The organism is Streptomyces sp. NBC_00086 (assembly GCF_026343255.1).
Classification (GTDB): Bacteria; Actinomycetota; Actinomycetes; order Streptomycetales; family Streptomycetaceae; genus Streptomyces.
This window is the reverse complement of the sequence record NZ_JAPELZ010000001.1, coordinates 298,586-316,294: the sequence shown is the minus strand read 5'-3', so window position 1 is coordinate 316,294 and position 17,709 is coordinate 298,586. Positions and strand designations below refer to the sequence as shown.

Annotated in this window: 16 protein-coding genes; 8 read left to right on the top strand and 8 right to left on the bottom strand. The window is 72.2% G+C overall.

Going from position 1 to position 17,709, the window contains the following annotated elements; all coding sequences use genetic code 11:
* Nucleotides 1-18 precede the first annotated feature (18 nt).
* From OG276_RS01400 to OG276_RS01380, 5 genes are all read right to left on the bottom strand, one after another.
* On the bottom strand, nt 19-768 hold the full coding sequence (locus tag OG276_RS01400; RefSeq protein WP_266901837.1) for a class I SAM-dependent methyltransferase: 750 nt from the start codon (nt 766-768) through the stop codon (nt 19-21).
* 39 nt (nt 769-807) lie between these two features.
* Nucleotides 808-1,740, bottom strand: coding sequence for an ADP-ribosylglycohydrolase family protein (locus OG276_RS01395; RefSeq protein WP_266901835.1), 933 nt, complete (start codon nt 1,738-1,740; stop codon nt 808-810).
* Nucleotides 1,741-1,857: 117 nt separating this feature from the next.
* A complete protein-coding gene (locus tag OG276_RS01390; protein WP_266901833.1) occupies nt 1,858-2,280 on the bottom strand; it encodes an MmpS family transport accessory protein in 423 nt (140 codons plus the stop codon).
* A gap of 115 nt (nt 2,281-2,395) precedes the next feature.
* Entirely contained in the window at nt 2,396-3,136 is a 741-nt protein-coding gene (locus OG276_RS01385; protein WP_266901831.1) for a DUF2993 domain-containing protein, read from the bottom strand.
* Nucleotides 3,133-3,825 carry a TetR/AcrR family transcriptional regulator gene (locus OG276_RS01380; RefSeq protein WP_266901829.1) on the bottom strand — a complete coding sequence of 231 codons (693 nt, stop codon included), beginning with the start codon at nt 3,823-3,825 and terminating at the stop codon, nt 3,133-3,135. The genes OG276_RS01385 and OG276_RS01380 overlap by 4 nt, the downstream gene beginning before the upstream one ends.
* Nucleotides 3,826-4,020: 195 nt before the next feature.
* Here OG276_RS01380 and OG276_RS01375 point away from each other — a divergent pair, with 195 nt between their 5' ends.
* From OG276_RS01375 to OG276_RS01340, 8 genes are all read left to right on the top strand, one after another.
* The gene (locus tag OG276_RS01375) at nt 4,021-6,216 is read left to right on the top strand and encodes an MMPL family transporter (protein WP_266901827.1); all 2,196 of its coding nucleotides are present in this window, start codon (nt 4,021-4,023) and stop codon (nt 6,214-6,216) included.
* A gap of 7 nt (nt 6,217-6,223) precedes the next feature.
* Entirely contained in the window at nt 6,224-6,949 is a 726-nt protein-coding gene (locus tag OG276_RS01370; RefSeq protein ID WP_266901825.1) for a ribonuclease H, read from the top strand.
* Between the two features lie 122 nt (nt 6,950-7,071).
* Nucleotides 7,072-8,205 carry a substrate-binding domain-containing protein gene (locus OG276_RS01365; protein ID WP_266901823.1) on the top strand — a complete coding sequence of 378 codons (1,134 nt, stop codon included), beginning with the start codon at nt 7,072-7,074 and terminating at the stop codon, nt 8,203-8,205.
* Between the two features lie 115 nt (nt 8,206-8,320).
* Nucleotides 8,321-9,628 (top strand): ABC transporter substrate-binding protein, encoded by a 1,308-nt coding sequence (locus tag OG276_RS01360; RefSeq protein WP_266901821.1) that lies wholly within the window; start codon nt 8,321-8,323, stop codon nt 9,626-9,628.
* Nucleotides 9,629-9,734: 106 nt separating this feature from the next.
* Nucleotides 9,735-10,664, top strand: coding sequence for a carbohydrate ABC transporter permease (locus OG276_RS01355; protein WP_266901819.1), 930 nt, complete (start codon nt 9,735-9,737; stop codon nt 10,662-10,664).
* Nucleotides 10,661-11,620, top strand: a complete 960-nt coding sequence (locus OG276_RS01350; RefSeq protein WP_266901817.1) for a carbohydrate ABC transporter permease — start codon at nt 10,661-10,663, stop codon at nt 11,618-11,620. Before OG276_RS01355 ends, OG276_RS01350 begins: the two co-directional genes overlap by 4 nt.
* 68 nt (nt 11,621-11,688) lie before the next feature.
* Nucleotides 11,689-12,666 (top strand): hydroxyacid dehydrogenase, encoded by a 978-nt coding sequence (locus OG276_RS01345; RefSeq protein ID WP_266912453.1) that lies wholly within the window; start codon nt 11,689-11,691, stop codon nt 12,664-12,666.
* 30 nt (nt 12,667-12,696) lie between these two features.
* Complete coding sequence (locus OG276_RS01340; protein WP_266901815.1) at nt 12,697-13,950, top strand: alpha-L-fucosidase; 1,254 nt, start codon at nt 12,697-12,699, stop codon at nt 13,948-13,950.
* Nucleotides 13,951-13,986: 36 nt separating this feature from the next.
* On the opposite strand, the gene OG276_RS01335 is transcribed toward OG276_RS01340, so the two are convergent.
* From OG276_RS01335 to OG276_RS01325, 3 genes are read right to left on the bottom strand one after another with little or no spacing between them, the layout of a single operon-like run.
* Nucleotides 13,987-15,018 carry a hypothetical protein gene (locus OG276_RS01335; RefSeq protein ID WP_266901813.1) on the bottom strand — a complete coding sequence of 344 codons (1,032 nt, stop codon included), beginning with the start codon at nt 15,016-15,018 and terminating at the stop codon, nt 13,987-13,989.
* Complete coding sequence (locus OG276_RS01330) at nt 15,015-16,373, bottom strand: MFS transporter (RefSeq protein WP_266901811.1); 1,359 nt, start codon at nt 16,371-16,373, stop codon at nt 15,015-15,017. The genes OG276_RS01335 and OG276_RS01330 overlap by 4 nt, the downstream gene beginning before the upstream one ends.
* A complete protein-coding gene (locus tag OG276_RS01325; RefSeq protein ID WP_266901810.1) occupies nt 16,373-17,665 on the bottom strand; it encodes a discoidin domain-containing protein in 1,293 nt (430 codons plus the stop codon). The genes OG276_RS01330 and OG276_RS01325 overlap by 1 nt, the downstream gene beginning before the upstream one ends.
* Nucleotides 17,666-17,709: the final 44 nt, after the last annotated feature.

Here is a 17,709-nt window from a genome sequence, read left to right as displayed (position 1 = left end):
TGCACGCGATCCCCGGCGTCAACGCACCGCATCCGGCAGCGGTACCTCGACGACGAAGAACAGGAAGCAGGTTTTGCTCGAAAGGTCACGGAAGCCGTCGGGGAACAGCTCCCGGGCGGCCGGGTCGGGCTGGGGTTCGCTGAGGACGGAAAGCCGGAATCCGGCGGTGGTGAAGGCATCGGTCATCGCGTGCAGGGGCTTGCGCCAGAACTTCATCGGGACGGACCGTCCGCCGAACGTCCAGTCGAAGCTGTAGCTGTTGCTCGCGAAGTAGTCGGGCCGGGGGTCCTGGATCGTGTAGGCGACGAACGGGTGGTCCACCGAGGCGATCAGCCGGCCGCCGGGCCTGAGCACACGCCGCAATTCGGCCAGTGCCGGTCCCCAGTCCTCCAGGTAATGGAGCACCAGCGAGGCGACCACATCGTCGAACGCACCGTCGGGGAACGGCAGGCGGTCACGGAGGTCGGCCACGTGCAGGGAGGCGTCCTCACCCAGCCGCCGCCTCGCCAGCGCCAGCATCCCGGCGCTGGCGTCGACGCCGGTGACGACGGCGCCGCGGTCGCGCAGGGCAGCGCTGAGGGGGCCCGAGCCGCAACCCGCGTCCAGGATCCGACGGCCGGCCACCTCTCCGGCGAGGGCCAGCATCGCGGGGCGCTCGTAGTAGGCGTTGATGAGGCTGTTCTCGTTCTCCGCCGAGTAGGCCTCGGCGAAGCTGTCGTAATGGTTGCTCCCGGGCACGTCGGCTACGGCTACGCGTTCAGGTTCCATCGGCGCAGCCTAGTAGTCACATGATCATCCGGACAATGCTCAGGGAGCCGGCGGCTCGGGCGTCCACCCGCTCCACGCCGGAACGGCCTCGCGGGCCGCCAGCCAGTCGGCGGGAACGCCGCCGGTGCCGGTGCGGGCCGCGACGACCCCGCCCGCGATCGCGCACGTGGTGTCGCGGTCGCCCCAGCCGCCGACGGTCTGCCACAAGGCCTCCGGCAGGTCGTCCAAGTGGCCCGCGGCGGACCACAGGGCGAACGGCACGGTGTCCGGCGCCGAGATCCGCCACCCGGAGCCCAGTACGGACGCGGCACGGTGCACCGGCGTACCCGAGGGGAGGTCCGCGGCCACCCGCAGCCCGGACCCGACCTCGCTCCCCGGTACGTGACCGGCGACCTCCCGGAGGAACTCGGCGCGGAGCGGGGCGTCCCGGCCCGTGCTCGCCGCCGCCAGCGCGGCGGCCACCGCCACGGCGACGGCGCCCGCGGCGGCCTCCGGGTGGGCGTGCGTGGCCGAAGCCGACAGCCGGGCCTGCGCGGCGGCTTCCTTCGGGTCGCCCCGGAACCAGGCGCCGAGCGGTGCGACCCGCATCGCGGCGCCGTTGCCGTAGGAACCCTGCCCGCCGAACTGCTCGGCGGTGACGCCCCGCCAGTCCTCGCCCGCGCCGATCCGCCCCAGCACCTCGTGCATGGACGCCCCGTACTTGCGTCCCGAATCCCGCGCGTACTCGGCCGCGAACTCCCGCGCCAGGAGGTCCGGCCGGACCTCTCCGTGGGCCGCCAGGTGGGCGAAGAGCACGAACGCCATGGCGGAGTCGTCCGTCCACTGCCACGGGGCGGGCCTGAGCCCGCGCGCCGCCCACTGCTCCTCGACGTTCTCGCCGGAGAGCGTGAACCAGCTGTCGCCGAAGGCGTCGCCCGTCACCAGCCCGTCCAGGGCGGCGGAGGCGGATCGGGAGTACGGCGGGCTGCTCATCGGCGGTCCTTCGGACGGCGGGCTGGTCGCGCCATCCTCTCCGTCCGCGGATGCCGCGCGCGAGCCGATTTGGGCTCGTCCGCCGCGGGGCCCGTCCGGCACCCGTCCGCCCGGGGCTTACCGGGCGGTGATCGGGGACACCGCGACGCAGCCGCCGGCCGTCGCCGCTTCGCCCGTGGCCTCCTTGATGACCTTGCCCTTGTAGATGACCTTGCAGGTGAGGTCGGCGGTGTTGTCGGCCGAGCTGGGGGACACGGCCGCGGGCATGATGCCGCGCAGGGTGACCGTCTTGGTCCACGTGGCGCCCGGCTGCTCGGCGGTCGCCAGGTTCGGCGCCGTCGCCGTGCCGCCTCCGTCGTGGAAGGAGATCGAGTCGACGGTCTTGCCGGTGACCTCGTAGGTGACCTCGTAGGTCTCGTTCACGGCCTTGTCGACCTGCTCCACGGCCTTGTCGGCCGTACCGGCGGAGCAGCCGGCGACGGCGAGCGCCAGGCCGGCCAGGGCGAGGGCGGAGCGTGTGGTGGGGGAAGATTTGCGCATGGCCGGAGGGTAAATTTAAAGAATCCGTAAAGTCAATTCCGGGTTGCTGTGCCACCTTGGAGTGGGGGATCTGGGTTGATTTAAGCCTTTGCTAACGGGAAAGTGGCGAGGTGAGCTACGCCACCTTGCAGTCCTTCCCGTCGGCGTCCGACGTGGCGGACTTCGAGAGCGAGGCGTCCAGGGTGAGGCCCGCGCCGGTGGTCCGGGCACCGGTGAGGCTGACTCCCTCGGGCAGGTCCCCGACGTCCACGGTCCGGGGCGCGAGCCGCTCGGCCAGGCCGGCCGCGCCCGGCAGTCCGCTGACGGTGGCTATCGGTACTTCGCGGCCCAGCACGGTGACCGTCGTCGGGGTGATCGTGAGGCCGGTCGCCGTGGCGCTGGTGCTGGCGCGCACGGTGATGGGGAGGCCGAGGCCGCCCACGGTCCCGGTGAGGGTGAGTCCCTTCGCGTCGCCGCCCACCGTCAGCCCCTCGGCGCCCGCTGCGGCTTCCTCCGAGTCGGCGAGGCGCTTCTGCAGGGCCTCGTAGGGGATGGTGGCCGTCGCCCGGCCGCCGCTGATGCCGCCGTCGCGCGTGACGTCGTACAGGTCGGCCTTGATGTCCATGTCGGTGTCGGCGCGGCGCACGCCCTCGGCCGCCAGGTGTACGGAGCCCAGCCGGCCGGTCAGCGCGCGGAGTCCGGCGAAGGCGCCGGAGAGCTCGGCGCTGACGGGTCCGCGGGCCTGAAGGCGGCAGCCCGCCGCCCGTGCGATGCGGTCCTGGGCGGCGTTCTCGACCACGGCGTCGGCCACGAAGACGCCGCCGAGGGCGGCGGCCATTCCGGCGGCGACGAGGACGGGGGTGCGTCGGAGCTTCATGGTGCGGCGGATCCGATCTGCTTCAGCATTCCGAAGGCCTCCAGCAGGAGCGCGGAGGGCGGGGTGACGGTGAGGGTGCCGTTCGCGCGGCGCCGGCGCTGGGTGCGCAGGACGGCGCGGACGGCGGACAGGGCGGCGCCCGCGATCACCCCGGCACGCAGGTCGGCGTCGGGGGTTTCGGCGGGGAGCCGGTCCAGCACCATGAGCGTGAGCCGGTTCTCGAAATCGGCGAAGAGCTGGACGAGTTGGGCGGCCACGACGCGCTCGTCGCCCGCGATGGCCACGGAGTGGGTCAGGGCGGTGAGGCTGGACGCGGCGAACGGGGCCGCCGCGGCGATCAGGGCGTTGCAGACCGCGTCGAGCGGGTCCTCTTGCGGTGGGCGCCGGGCCAGTTCGGCCTCGATGTACGTGAACAGGTCGACGCTGTCGGGCAGGAGCAGGGCTTCCTTGCTCTCGAAGTAGCGGAAGAAGGTCCGTTCGGACACGTTCGCGCAGGCGGCGATGTCCGCGACCGTGGTGCCCGCGAAGCCGTGTTCGGCGAACAGCGCGGCGGCGCCCTCGCGCAGCAGCTTGCGGGTCCGCTCCTTCTTCCGCTCGCGCAGACCGTGCTCCGGCTCGAGCTCCGGCTCCGGCTCGGTGTCGGGCGTGGACGCGGGTACGGAGAGGGGCGTGTCCGGATCTTGGTTCACGGTCGAAGCCTAGCAATGACGTCACCTCTGTCAATTGTCAGGAGTGACAATTGTCAGGCCTGCCATTTTCTGACAGGGTGCTTCGTGTCAGTCCTGACACTTTTCGGAGGCGTCGTGCATTCCCCCTTCAGACGAACGGGCCGCCCGGGCCGACTAGGCCGACTAGGCGCCTTCTGCGCCCGCCACCCCGTCTGGGTGATCGCGGCCTGGCTCTTGCTGCTGGTCGGCGCGATGTCCGGCAGCCGGCTCGCCGCCCCGGTCTACAGCGACCAGATCAGCCTCCCCAGCACGCAGTCCCGTACCGGCGCCGATCTGCTGGCCGCGTCCGCCCCCGGCGTGGGGGACCCCAACGGCCGCGTGGTCTTCCACGTGGACTCCGGCTCCCTGGCCGGACACCGCCAGGCCCTCGACGAGAGCGCGGCCCGCCTCGCGCGGATGCCCCACGTCACCGCCGCGTCCCCGGTCGTCACCAGCGCGGACGGCCGTACCGCCTACACCACGGTGTCCTTCGACCGGCAGGTCAAAACCCTGGGGCACGCCTACACCGGCACCCTCGACACGGCCACCGCCGCGGCCCGCGCCTCGGGCGTGGAGGTCGCGTACGGCGGGGACCTGAATCAGGTCGTCCGGCCGCCGGCCGACGACAGGGCCCGCGAGGCGGCCGGGGTCCTCGTGGCGCTGCTGATCCTGCTGCTCGCCTTCGGCAGCGTCGCCGCCGCCCTGCTGCCCCTGCTCACGGCGGTCGTCAGCGTCGGGGTGGGCCTCGGCGTCGTCGGCATCGTGGCGGGCGTCATCAGCTTCGCGACCGCCGCGCCCACCCTGGCCACCATGATCGGCCTCGGCGTCGGCATCGACTACGCCCTCTTCCTCACCACCCGCTTCCGCCAAGACCTCCTCGACGGCCGCGACCCCGTCGACGCGGCCGGCCGTACCGCCGCCACCAGCGGGCGGGCCGTCGCGGTGGCCGCCGTCACCGTCGCGGTGGCCATGCTGAGCCTGTACACCTGCGGACTGACCTTCATCGGCCGGATGGGGCTGGCCGCCACCATCGTCGTGGTCGTCACCGGGGCGGCAGCCCTGACCCTCGTGCCGGCCGCCCTGGGCCTGGTGGGGCGCCGGATCGACCGGTTCGCCCTGCGCCGCCCGGTCGCCGAGACCTCGGGCGACCACGACGGCTGGCACCGCTACGCCGCCTTGGTCGCCCGGCACCCGTGGAGGTTCCTGACCGCGGGCACCCTGCTGCTCGCGCTGTGCGCCGTACCGCTGTTCTCGCTGCGGCTCGGCCACGTCGACGACGGCGCCGACCGGGCGGGCAGCACCACGCGCACGGCCTACGACTGGATCTCCGAGGGCCGGGGACCCGGCTTCGGCCCCGGGGCCAACGGCCCCTTCGTCCTGGTGGCCGACCTCCACGAAGCCACCGTCCCGGCCGACCGGATCGCCGCCGGACTCACCGCGGCCCTGCGGGACACCACCGGGATGGCCGGGTTCACCCCGCTCGCTCCGAGCCCCGACGGCCGCCTGCTCATCTCGACCGTCACCCCGGCCACCGGGCCGCAGAGCGCCGGAACGGGCAGCCTGTTCACGACGCTGACCACCGCCACCCTGCCCGACGCACTGAACGGCACCGGCGCGGAGGGCTACCTCACCGGATCCACCGCCGGCCAACTGGACTTCCGCGACACCGTCAAGGACCGGCTGCCGCTCATCATCGCCATCGTGCTGGCCGCCGCGCTCGTACTGCTGACCTTCGTGTTCCGCAGCGTGGTGGTCCCCCTCAAGGCGGTCGCGCTGAACCTGTTCACCACCGCCGCGTCCTACGGGGTCCTCGTCGCGGTGTTCCAGTGGGGCTGGGGGAGCGGGCTGATCGGGGTGTCGGAGCCCGTACCCATCGAGTCGTTCGTCCCGATGATGATGTTCGCGATCGTCTTCGGCCTGTCGATGGACTACGAGATCTTCCTGCTCTCCGCCATCGCCGGCGCCTGGCACCGCACCGGCGACAACGCCCTCGCCGTCGGCACGGGCCTGGCGGCCACCGGCCGGGTCATCTCCAGTGCGGCGCTCATCATGACCGCCGTCTTCCTGTCCTTCGCGGCCTCGCCGACCGTCGTGGTCAAGATGCTCGCGGTGGGCCTGGCGGTGAGCGTGGTCCTGGACGCGACGGTGGTGCGACTGGTGCTGGTCCCGGCGGCGATGTTCCTGATGGGCCGGGCCAACTGGTGGCTGCCGCCCTTCCTGGACCGGCTCCTGCCGCGGCCGCACACCGGGGAGCGGCCGGAGCCGTCGCCGGAGCCGGGCGCGGCCGGTGCTCGGCGTGCGGCCGCTGCCCCGGCATCGGCCGCGGCCCCGGCATCCACCGTGGGCACGGGCAGCGGTCGGGGTGAGGCATGATCGGGGGATGTCTGATCGCATCATCGCCGCCTGCGACGGGGCGGCCAAGGGAAATCCCGGGCCGGCCGCATGGGCCTGGGTCATCGCCGACGTCCACGGGCACCCCGAGCGCTGGGAAGCCGGTCCGCTGGGCCGGGCCACCAACAACGTCGGTGAACTGACCGCTCTGCAGAGGCTGCTGGAGGCCGTGGCCCCCGGCACGGCCGTGCAGGTGCGGATGGACTCCCAGTACGCCATGAAGGCCGTGACCCAGTGGCTCCCGGCCTGGAAGCGCAACGGCTGGAAGACGGCCGCGGGCAAGCCGGTGGCCAACCGCGAGCTCGTCGAAAGCATCGACGCCCTGCTGACCGACCGGGACGTGGAGTTCCGCTACGTCCCCGCGCACCGCGAGGACGGCGACCACCTCAACGCGATCGCCGACCAGGCTGCCAGCGACGCGGCCGTCAGCCAGGAGCCGGCCGGCACCGCGCTGGGCCATGCCTCCATGCCCGTCCCGGCGCCGGCCCGCAGCACTCCGGCCCGCAGCACCTCCGCTCGCCGTCCGGCCGGAGCCGGGTCGGCGAAGAGCGCGACGGCCGCCAAGAGCGCGACCGCCGGCCGGGCCGGGGTGACCATCAAGGCCAAGTTCCCCGGCACCTGCCCCTGCGGGAAGCAGTACGCGGCGGGGGAGAAGATCAGCAAGCTCGGTTCGCGCTGGGGCCACCCCGACTGCGGTGGAACCGACGCCGAGTAGCTCGACGGACGGCTTTCAGCCACGCTCTCCATGCAAAGCTTTCGTTCGAAAGGAAACGTAAGTTTCGGCTTTCGCGCGCTACGCTGACCTCGACCAGGGACGCAGTCGAGGGGAGCTCCACCGTGCACGCAGAGGAACGACAGCAGGCGATCCTGCGACGGGTCCGCGAAGCGGGATCCATGCGCGTCACGGACTTCGCGGCCGAGCTCGGCGTGTCCGTGGTGACGGTCCGCAAGGACGTCGAAGTCCTCGCGGAGCGCGGTCTGCTGGCCCGGGTGCACGGCGGCGCGATGCTGCCCGAGGACTGGGCGGAGACCGCCCCCGTGACCGCCGCCCCGCCGGCGGCCCGCGCGACCTCGGCCTCGGCCGCTCCCGGAGCCGGGGCCGGGCCCGGAGCGGGCAGCGCTTCCGGCCGGCCGCTGGTCCTCGGGCTGATCGTGCCGTCCTCCGCCTATTACTACCCCGAGGTGATCAAGGGGGCCCGGGAGGCGGCGGACGCCCTGGGGGTCCGGCTGACCCTCGCCGTGTCCACGTACGACGTGGAGACCGAGAAGGCGCAGGCCGCGCGCATGGTCGCGGACGGCGTCGACGGGCTGCTGCTTGCGCCCTCCGCCGGCGACGGCAAGCCGGGCGGCCAGTGGTACGAGGAGCTGGGCGTGCCGGTCGTGCTCATCGAGCGCCGCCCCGAACAGCAGGCCTCCGCCGCCGAGCACGTCGGCACGGACCACGGGTACGGAGCCAGGCTGGCGGTGTGCCACCTCCTGGACACGGGGCGCCGCAGGATCGCCCTGGTGATGCGCGGCGGGACCCCCACCGCACCCTGGATCAAGAAGGGCTACTACGCGGCCATGGAAGAGGCCGGTCCCGAGGTCGCCGAGCACGCGCTCTTCCTCGACCTCGCGGAGTTCGGGGCGGGTGACGCCGTCTACGAAGAGGTGATGGCCGCCTTCGTGGAGGGGGTGCGCGAGGGTCGCGTAGACGCCGCCCTGGTCCATCCCGACCACGAGGCCATGGTGCTGATGCAGCGGCTGCGCGGTGCCTCGCTGGCCGTGCCGGGCGATGTCGCGCTGGTCTCGTACGACGACGAGGTGGCCTCCCTGGCGGACCTGCCGCTGAGCGCGGTGGCGCCCTCGAAGCACGAAGTCGGGGTCACGGGAGTCGAGTTGCTCGTACGACGGCTGCGCGAGCCGGGCCGGCCCAGACGGCGGATCGCCATCCTCCCCGAGCTGAGGGTGCGTGCCTCCAGCGAGGCCTAACCGTTACTTGGCTTTTCTTTCTCAAGCTTTCTTTTTCTATTGACTCCCTTCTCCTCTGGCCGAATGATGTGCATCACCTCGCCGCATCGCCGGCTCGCATCTGAGGAGCAGAGCAGTGAAGCTCACTTCCCGTACCTCCCGCGCCGCCCTCGCCACGCTCTCGCTGGCCCTGTTCGCCACCGCCTGCGGTGGGAGCGAGGGCGCCGCACCGAAGGCCGACGCCCCCAAAGAGCCGGTCAACCTGACCTATTGGGGCTGGGCCGGCGGTGCCCAGCAGGTGGTGGACGCCTTCAACGCGTCCCACCCGAACATCAAGGTCACCTTCTCGGCCATCACCGGCGGACCGGACGGGTACGCCAAGATCAGCAACGCGATCAAGGCCGGGAACGCTCCCGACGTCGCGGGCATCGAGTACCCGACCCTCCCGGAGTTCGTCAGCCAGGGATACCTGGCCGACATCACCGGCCCGGCCGGCGCCACCGTGAAGGCGAAGTTCCCGCAGGGCGTCCAGGACCGGGTGACCCTCGGCGGCAAGACCTGGGCGGTGCCGTACGACGCCACGCCCAACCTCCTCTACTACCGCAAGGACCTCTTCAAGGCCGCGGGCGTCGAAGTCCCCAAGACCTGGGACGAGTACAAGACCGCCGCCGAGAAGATCAAGGCCGCCGACAAGAACGTGCGCATAGGCGGCTGGGGCAACGACGACGCTCCGCTGCTGGCCGCGCTCTCCTGGCAGGCCGGTGCCAAGTGGTACGGCACCGAGGGCGACGGCTGGAAGGTCAACATCAACGACGCCTCCTCGCAGAAGGTGGCCTCGTACTGGCAGGGCCTGGTCAAGGACGACCTGGTGATGAACCTGAAGATCAACGGCCCGGAGTTCGCGAAGGCCAAGGCCGACGGGGTCATGGCCAGCTTCATCGGCGCCTCGTGGAGCGCGGGCGGCACGATGACGACCCTGGCCAAGGACTCGGGCAAGTGGGGCGTCGCCCCGCTGCCGCACTGGGGCACCCCGGCCACCGGCATGTTCGGCGGCACCAGCTACGCCGTCACCAAGGGCAGCAAGCACGTCAAGGAGGCGGCCGAGTTCGCCACTTGGGCGGCGACCAGCCCCGAAGGCGTCAAGGCCCGCCTCAGCAGCCTGAAGGCGCCGAGCAGCAGCCTGCCCGCCAGCCCCGAGCTCCGTGCGATCGCCGCCGCGGCCTTCGACGACAAGGGCTTCTTCGGCGGAGACAAGGTCTACGAGATCTCCGGCGCGCAGGTCGACACCATCGTCCCGGGCTGGGTCTGGGGCCCGGTGCAGACGGCCACCAACACCGCCATCCAGGACGCCGGAAACAAGGGCACCCTGGCCGACGGACTCGCGGCCGGCCAGAAGGCCGCCGAGGAGGCCATCAAGGGCCGAGGGCTCAACCTCGCGAAGTAGGCGCCGCGCGGGGCCCGAAGCCCTCCCGGCATCCGGGCCCCGCCGCCCCGCCCCTTGCGAAGTCCCCTCGTCCGTACCTCCGTAGCGCACCCACCAAGGAGATCCGGTGGCAGCACCACTCACTCGTACAGCGCGCGGCACCGCGCCCGTGGGCCGGCCGGGCCAGGGCAGGGCGGTGCTCGTCTTCCTCGGCCCGTTCTTCCTGCTCTTCACCGCGGTCCTGATCCTGCCCGTCGCCTACGCGCTCTGGATGAGCTTCTTCACCGAACGCTCCTCCGGTCTCGGATTCGGCGGCACCGAACGGGTCTTCAGCGGGCTCGGGAACTACACCAAGGCACTCGGCGACCAGGGCTTCACCTCCTCGTTCCTGCACGTGGCCGCGTACTGCGCCGTCTACATCCCCGTGATGATCGGCGCGGCACTCGCCCTGGCCCTGCTCGTCGACTCGGCCGCGGCCAAGGCCAAGCGCCTCGTCCAGTTCGCCGTCTTCATGCCGCACGCGGTCCCCGGACTGATCGCCGCGATCATCTGGACCTACCTCTACACCCCCGGCCTGAGCCCGGTCCTGGACTGGATCGAAGCGGCGGGCGGCCACTGGGACTTCTTCGCCCCCGGCAGCGTCCTGCCCTCGCTGGTGAACGTCGCGGCCTGGCAGTGGATCGGCTACAACATGATCATCTTCTTCGCCGCCCTGCAGGCCGTGCCCCGCGAGGTCATCGAGGCGGGCGTCATGGACGGCGCCGGGCAGCTTCGCATCGCCCTGCAGATCAAACTGCCGATGATCCGCTCCGCCGTCTTCCTCACCCTCCTGTTCACCTGTGTCGGAGTGGTCCAGATCTTCGGCGAGCCGATGCTCCTCTCGAAGCGGGCCGGCTCGATGGGCTCGGACTGGTCCCCGATGATGTTCATCCACAAGGCGGCCTTCGAGCGGCACGACTACGGCCTCGCGTCCTCCGCCACGCTCATCGTGGCCCTCGTCGCCGGCACCCTCTCCTACGTCGTCACCCGGATCGGAAAGCGAGGTGACTCGGCATGAGCACCCAGACCGCCCCCTCGGCCCCGCCCGAGGACGCTCCCGCCGGCGCCCCGGCGCCCGCGGCCGGGGCACCGACCGCCCGGCAGGCCGAACGGAAGCCGGCCGGCAAGAGGCGCCGGAGCGGCGCGATGGCCTCCAAGGCCGTGGTCAACGCCGTGCTCCTGGTGGCGGTCCTCTACACCCTGATGCCGCTGACCTGGCTGCTGATCGCCGCCACCAAGAGCCACGCCGACCTGTTCGGGACGGCCGGCTTCGCCTTCGGCGAGTTCCGCTTCTTCGACAACCTCCGGGCCGTCTTCGGCTACGGCGACGGCATCTTCGGCCGCTGGCTGCTCAACAGCCTCCTCTACTCCGTCGTCGGATCACTGGCCTCCTCGCTGATCAGCCTCGCCGCCGGATACTGCTTCGACAAGTACGAGTTCCGCGGCAAGGGCGCGCTCTTCGGCCTCGTCCTGACCGGCACCCTGGTTCCGACGATCGTCATCACGCTCCCTCAGTACCTGCTCGCCTCCGAGGTCGGGATCGTCAACACCTACTGGTCGGTCCTCATCCCGGCGCTCGTGAACCCCTTCGGCGTGTACCTGGCCCGGGTCTTCTCCGAGGGCTACGTACCCGGTGAGGTCCTGGAGGCCGCCCGCATCGACGGAGCGAGCGAGTTGCGCGTCTTCCGGTCGATCTCGCTGCCGATGCTCCTGCCCGGCTTCATGACCCTCTTCCTCTTCTCCTTCACCGCGAGCTGGAACAACTTCTTCGGCCCGCTGGTCATGCTCAACGACCAGCACCTGTACCCGGCGGTGCTCGGCATCTACAGCTGGAACCAAATGGTGCTCCAGTACCCGGAGTTCTACTCCCTGGTGATCACCGGATCCCTGGTGGCCGTCGTCCCGCTCGCCCTCGCCTTCGTCGGCCTGCAGCGGTTCTGGCGCTCCGGCCTCTCGGCGGGAGCGGTCAAGTGACGAACCCCGACCTCTGCGACCCGACCCGCGAGCCCACCGGGCCCCGCAAGCCCCGCACCCTCCTCGCCATGAGCCCGGAGACGAAGACGGCCCTGCTCGACCAGCAGGCCCTGGCCCGGCTCGGCGCCACCGCGCTGCTGGATCCCGACCTCCTGGTCACCGACTTCGCCGCGGCCGACCCCGCGCGGCTGCGCGAAACCGAGGTCCTGCTCACCGGCTGGGGCTGCCCGCCCCTCACCGAGCAGGCCCTCGACCTCCTCCCGTCCCTGCGCGCGGTGGTGCACACCGCCGGAACCGTCAAGGGCCTGATGACGGAAGCGGCCTGGCGGCGCGGGCTGTCCGTCACCAGCGCGGCCGAGGCCAACGCCCAGCCCGTCGCCGAGTTCACGGTCGCCGCGATCGTCTTCGCCAACAAGCGCGTCCTGACCACCGCCCGGGCCTACCGGGAGTCCCGCACCCAGCTCAACCCGCTCACGCTGTACCCCGGAATCGGCAACTACGGCAGGACCGTCGGCATCATCGGCGCCTCTCGCATCGGCCGCCGGGTCATCGAACTGCTGCGCTCCTACGACGCCCGCGTGCTGGTCCACGACCCGTACCTCGGCGGGGACGAAGCGAGGGCCCTGGGGGTCGAGCCCGTCGACCTGGACGAACTGATGGGCCGCAGCGACGTGGTGAGCGTGCACGCGCCGCAGACGCCCGAGACCCGCCACCTGGTCGACGCCCGCCGCCTCGCCCTCATGCGCGACGGCGCGACCCTCGTCAACACCGCACGAGGAACGCTCGTCGACACCGAGGCGCTCACCGCGGAACTGGTCTCGGGCCGGCTGCACGCCGTCCTCGACGTCACCCACCCCGACGTACTGCCGGCCGGATCGCCCCTCTACGACCTGCCGAACGTGCTGCTCACCCCGCACATCGCCGGATCCCTCGGCAACGAACTCGGACGTCTCGCGGCCTGTGCGGCCGAGGAGTTGGAGCGGTACGCCCGAGGACTCCCCTTCGCCCACGCAGTCCACCCGGCGAGCCTGGCCCACTCGGCCTGAGTGCCCGCCGACGACCCCGGAAGCCCCCCCATGACGCTCGGTCCCCCCTCACAACCCGCCGGTCCGGCCGAGAGCCCCCTCCTGCCCACTCCAGGGCAACTCGCCTGGCAGGAAGCCGGATTCGGGATCTTCCTGCACTTCGGCATCAACACCTTCAACGGCGTCGAGTGGAGCGACGGCACCCTGGACCCGGCCTCTTTCCGCCCCGCGCGGCTCGACGCGCGCCAGTGGGTGCGCACCGCCGCCGAGGCCGGAGCGAAGTACGTCGTGCTGACCGCCAAGCACCACGACGGCTTCTGCCTCTGGCCGACCGAAACCACCGCCTACTCCGTGGCCTCCTCACCCTGGAAGAACGGAGCGGGCGACGTGGTCGCCGAACTGGCCGAGGCCTGCGGGGAGGCGGGCCTCGGCCTCGGGCTGTACCTCTCCCCCTGGGACCGCAACGCGGACTGCTACGAGGAGCCCGCCGCGTACGACTCCTTCTACCTCCGCCAGCTCACCGAACTCTGCACCCGCTACGGCCCGTTGTGCGAGCTGTGGTTCGACGGCGCGGGCTCCGAGGGGCGCACGTACGACTGGGACGCGGTCATGGCGGTGATCGACCGGCACCAGCCGGACGCCATGGTCTTCAACATGGGCCGCCCCACGATCCGCTGGGTCGGGAACGAGGAGGGGCTCGCCGCGGATCCCTGCCGCTACGTCACGCACTCCACGGGCATCAGCCTGTACGACGAGCGGCAGGCCGAGCTCGAATCGGCCGCCTACCTGCCGCCCGAATGCGATGTCCCGCTCCGCGCCGACTGGTTCTGGCAACCCGGGAACCACGACACCCTCAAGAGCCGCGAGGACCTGCTGGAGATCTGGTACTCCTCGGTGGGACTCGGCGCCGGCCTGCTCCTGGGCGTCCCGCCCGACCGGCGCGGACTGATCGACGACGCCGACCGGGCGCGACTCCTGGAGTTCACCGGAGAGTTGGAGCGGCGCCTCGGCGCTCCGCACTCGGCCGTCCTCACGGCCGAGGGGGACGGCATCCTCGCGGACTTCGGCAGGCCCGTCCGCATCGACCACGTGGAACTGCGCGAGGACCTCACCCGGGGCCAGCGGGTGGACGGCCACGAGGTCTGGGCGGACGGCCGGCCGATCGCCTCGGGCCACACGGTGGGGGTCCGCCGCGTCCACCGTGTGGAGCCCCTCACCGTGCGGGAACTGCGGATCCGGCTGACCGGAACCGGGGCCCGGCTGGCCGCGGTGACGGCAGCCGGACCGCCGCCCGAGCTCGGCTGATCCGCGGGCGCCGGCCGCCACCGCCGCCGGCGCCGGTCAGCCCGCCACCGCCACCGGCGACGAGCCCCCCGCGACGGCCAAGCGGGGGGCTCCGGTGCCGTCGGCGGGGACGGTCCAGACGTCGCCCGCGCGCCCGTCCGCGCCCGGCAGGGCGTAGGCGACCGTCCCGTCGTCCGTCCAGGACGCCTGGTCGTCCACGCCGCGCGTCTCGGCGAGCGGGGTCTCGGCCATCGTCCGCAGGTCGAGGACGTACAGCCGCCAGGGTGCGGCCGGGTCGTCGGACACCTTCTTCTTGAAGGCGACCCGCGTGTTGTCGGGCGACAGGGAGGGGCATTCGACGTTCTCCCGCAGCGTCCTCGCCGACCAGTCGCCCATGTTCCCCTCGACGAGGTACGTACGCCCCTTGGTGGAGACGGTCGCGTAGAAGCGGCTGTCGTCGCGGGCGAAGCTCACGCCCCAGTAGTTGACGTCGGGGGAGTGGTAGCGGACACCGTCGATGGTGAGGGGTATCTCCTCCAGGGACTTCACCAGGTACCCCGTGCGCAGGTCGAGGACGGCCGTCCGCGTGGAGAAGCCGGTGGTGGAGTACGAGTCCCCGGTGGCGAACACCGTCCAGGCGAGCATCTGCCCGGACGCGGACACCCGGGCCCGGGTCGGAACCCCCGGCACGGTCGTCCGCCTCACCTCGCGCAGGTCCCGGTCGAGGACGACGGCGTACGTCTTCGGCAGCACCCCCGGCTCGGCGCGCAGGCAGAGGGCGGTGCCCCCGGCGGCGTGGAACCGGTCGCAGACGGGGCCGCCCGCGGTGCGCCCGGCTCCGCCCTCCGTCGCGGTCAGGGGCTGGTGCGCCACCCGTCCCGTGGCGGTGTCCCGGAAGTACAGGGCGGGACCTTCCAGGGCGAAGGAGGCTTCCGCGCCGCCCCGTTGACCGGCCGGCCGGTTCGCCGCGTGCAGGGCGTAGCCGGCGGCGGAGCCCGCGAGCAGGACGACCGCGGCGGCCGTGACGGCGGTACGGGCCCGGGCGCCGAGCCGGCGTGCGGGCGCCGGCCCGGTGAGCTGCGTGGTCATGGGGCGCTCCTCTCACTGGTGGGGGATCGCCCCGGCCCCACGGCAGCGGCCGGGGACTGCGGGGCTGCGGGATCGACCGCGTCGTGCGGATCGCCCGCATCGCGGGGCGCGCCCGGATCGCGCGGCAGCAGCGCCCAGCCCCCCGCCAGCGCGGCGAGCAGCACCGCCGTCGCCCCCCAGAGCGCGGGCCGCGGCCCCCACACCGTCCACGCGGCGCCGAAGCCCGCCGCCGCGAGCATCCGGGCCAGGGCCTGGCCGGTCTGGAGCACGGCCAGCCCGCCCGCCCGGCCCCCGGCGGGCAGTACCGGCCCGGCGAGGGCCATCAGCACCCCGTCGGTGGCCGCGTAGAACACCCCGAGCAGGGCGAGGACGGCCGCGAGGAGGAGCGGGGCCGGTCCGCCGGCCGGGGCGAGCAGGACGAGGTAGGCGCCGAGCAGGGCGAGGTGTCCGTAGAGGAACGGCAGCCGGCGCCCCACCCGGTCGGCGATCCGGCCCACCGGGACGGCCAGGAGCAGGTAGCCCGCGGCCGCGCCGAGCGGCAGCAGCGGGAACCAGCCGGGGTCCAGGCCCAGCCGGCGCTGGAGCAGGAGGTAGACGAAGGCGTCCCCGATGGTGGCTGCGCCGAGCAGGGCGGCGGCCCAGAGGATCCGCCGGAAGGCGGGGTCGCGCAGCGCCCCGAAGGCCTTGCTCCGGCGTGGAGTTGGGGCGGGGGCTGCCGCCGGGTGGTGGTGGCCGGGAACGTAGAGGACCAGGAGCAGCACGCCGAGCAGGCCGCAGCAGAAGCTGGCGACGAACACCGCGTCGTACGCGCCCGCGGTCGCCCAGAGCAGGGCGAAGGCGGCGAGCGGGCCGAGCAGGGCGCCGGTGGTGTCCATGGCCCGGTGCACGCCGAAGGACCGGCCGAGCTCCTCGGGAGGGCTGTTGAGGGTGATCAGGGCGTCACGGGGGGCCGTACGGATGCCCTTGCCGACCCGGTCGGCGGCCAGGGCCGCCGCGATCCCGCCGGTGGCGCCGCCCGCGAGCAGCAGGCCGAGCCGGGAGCAGGCCGAGACGGCGTAGCCGATCCCCGCGACGTGCTTGTACCGGTGGCCGCGGTCCGCGAGGTGCCCGCCGAGCAGCCGTACGACCGCGCCGGCTCCTCCCATCAGCCCGTCCAGGAAGCCGAATTGGAGGGGGGAGAGGCCGAGTCCGAGGACGAGGTAGAGCGGCAGCACCGCGCTGACCATCTCGGACGAGACATCGGTGACGAGACTGACCGCACCGAGCGCCAGAACGGCGGCGGGGACGCGCCGGCCCGCCCCCGTGGTGGGGGGCGGGGCCGGAGCGGCCCGGCGGCCTGTGGTGGCCAGGTACATCAGTGGCAGGTGTACTTCGGGCTGGTGTCCTTGATCGTCCCGTCGGTGGCGACGTAGGTCCAGCTGTAGGCCGAGTCGGTGAAGTCCAGCTTCAGGACCCCGTAGGTTCCGCTGATCCGCTTCTGGCTGTTGGGCTGGACGTCCTCGATGGCGTACGGGTCGGCGCCGCCCATGCCGCCGACGATCTCGGTGATCCCGTCGGCGGTGGCGTTGCCGTTCGGGTCCTGCGGGGCGAACCGCTCGTAGTGGTGGTCGTGCCCGCCCAGCACGAGGTCGGCCTTGGCGCCGTACAGGATGTTCCAGACCGGCTTGCTCACCGGGTCGTTGCCGTGACCGCCGGAGGAGTACAGCGGGTGGTGCCAGTAGGCGGCGATGCAGCCCTTGGTGTTCGCGGCGAGGTCGGCCTTGAGCCAGTCGATCTGGGCCTTCTGGTCGAAGGAGTTGGAGTCGAGGGCGATGAAGTGCCAGTTGCCCTCGTTGAAGCTGTAGTAGCTCTTGCCCTGGGGGTAGGCGACGGCCCCGAAGTAGGCCTTGTACCCGGCGAGCGGTCCGGCGGGGTCGTAGGTTTCGTGGTTGCCCGGCACCGGGCGGGTCTTGTCCTTGAACGCGCCCCAGGAAGTGTCGTAGTAGTTCCGGTAGTCGGAGATCCGGGCGTCGTCGTACTGGTTGTCGCCCATCGTCAGGTAGAACTTCGGGTTGATCTTCTGGGCCTGCGCTGCGGTCTTGGGGTGGGCGCAGGAGCTGTCGGAGGCGGTGCACTGGGCGGCGATGTCACCGGCGGCGACCACGGTGAAGGCACCGGTCGGCGGGGGAGTCCCGCCGTCGAGGGTGCCGTACACCTCGACCTCGTACAGGGAGTACCCGTAGGAGGTGCCGCGGGCGGTTCCGTACACGCGCAGGTAGCGGCCGTTGCCGGAGAGGCCGGTCCAGTCGTCGGTGCCGCCGTTCCCGGCCGTCTCGTTGGCGAGCCGGGTCCAGGTGGTGCCGTCGGCGGAGATTTCGACCCGGTACGTCTTGGCGTACGCGGCCTCCCAACGCAGCGCCACCCGCGTGACCTTGGCGTTCGCGCCGAGGTCGACGCGGATCCACTGCGGGTCCTTGCCCTCGATGCTGGCCCACCGGGTGGTGGAGCTGCCGTCGAAGGCGTTCTGCGGACCGAAGCTCGAACTCTCCACGGAGGAGGCCGTGGCGGTCTTGCCGCGCGAGATGAGGGGGTCGACGGCGGCGCCGGCCCGTTCGGGATAGGCGAGCAACAGGCCGCCTACGAGGAGGAGTACGGCGGTGATGACCACACCTATCGTGCGGCGTGATGTGTGAACATGAGGCGTGCTTGGGG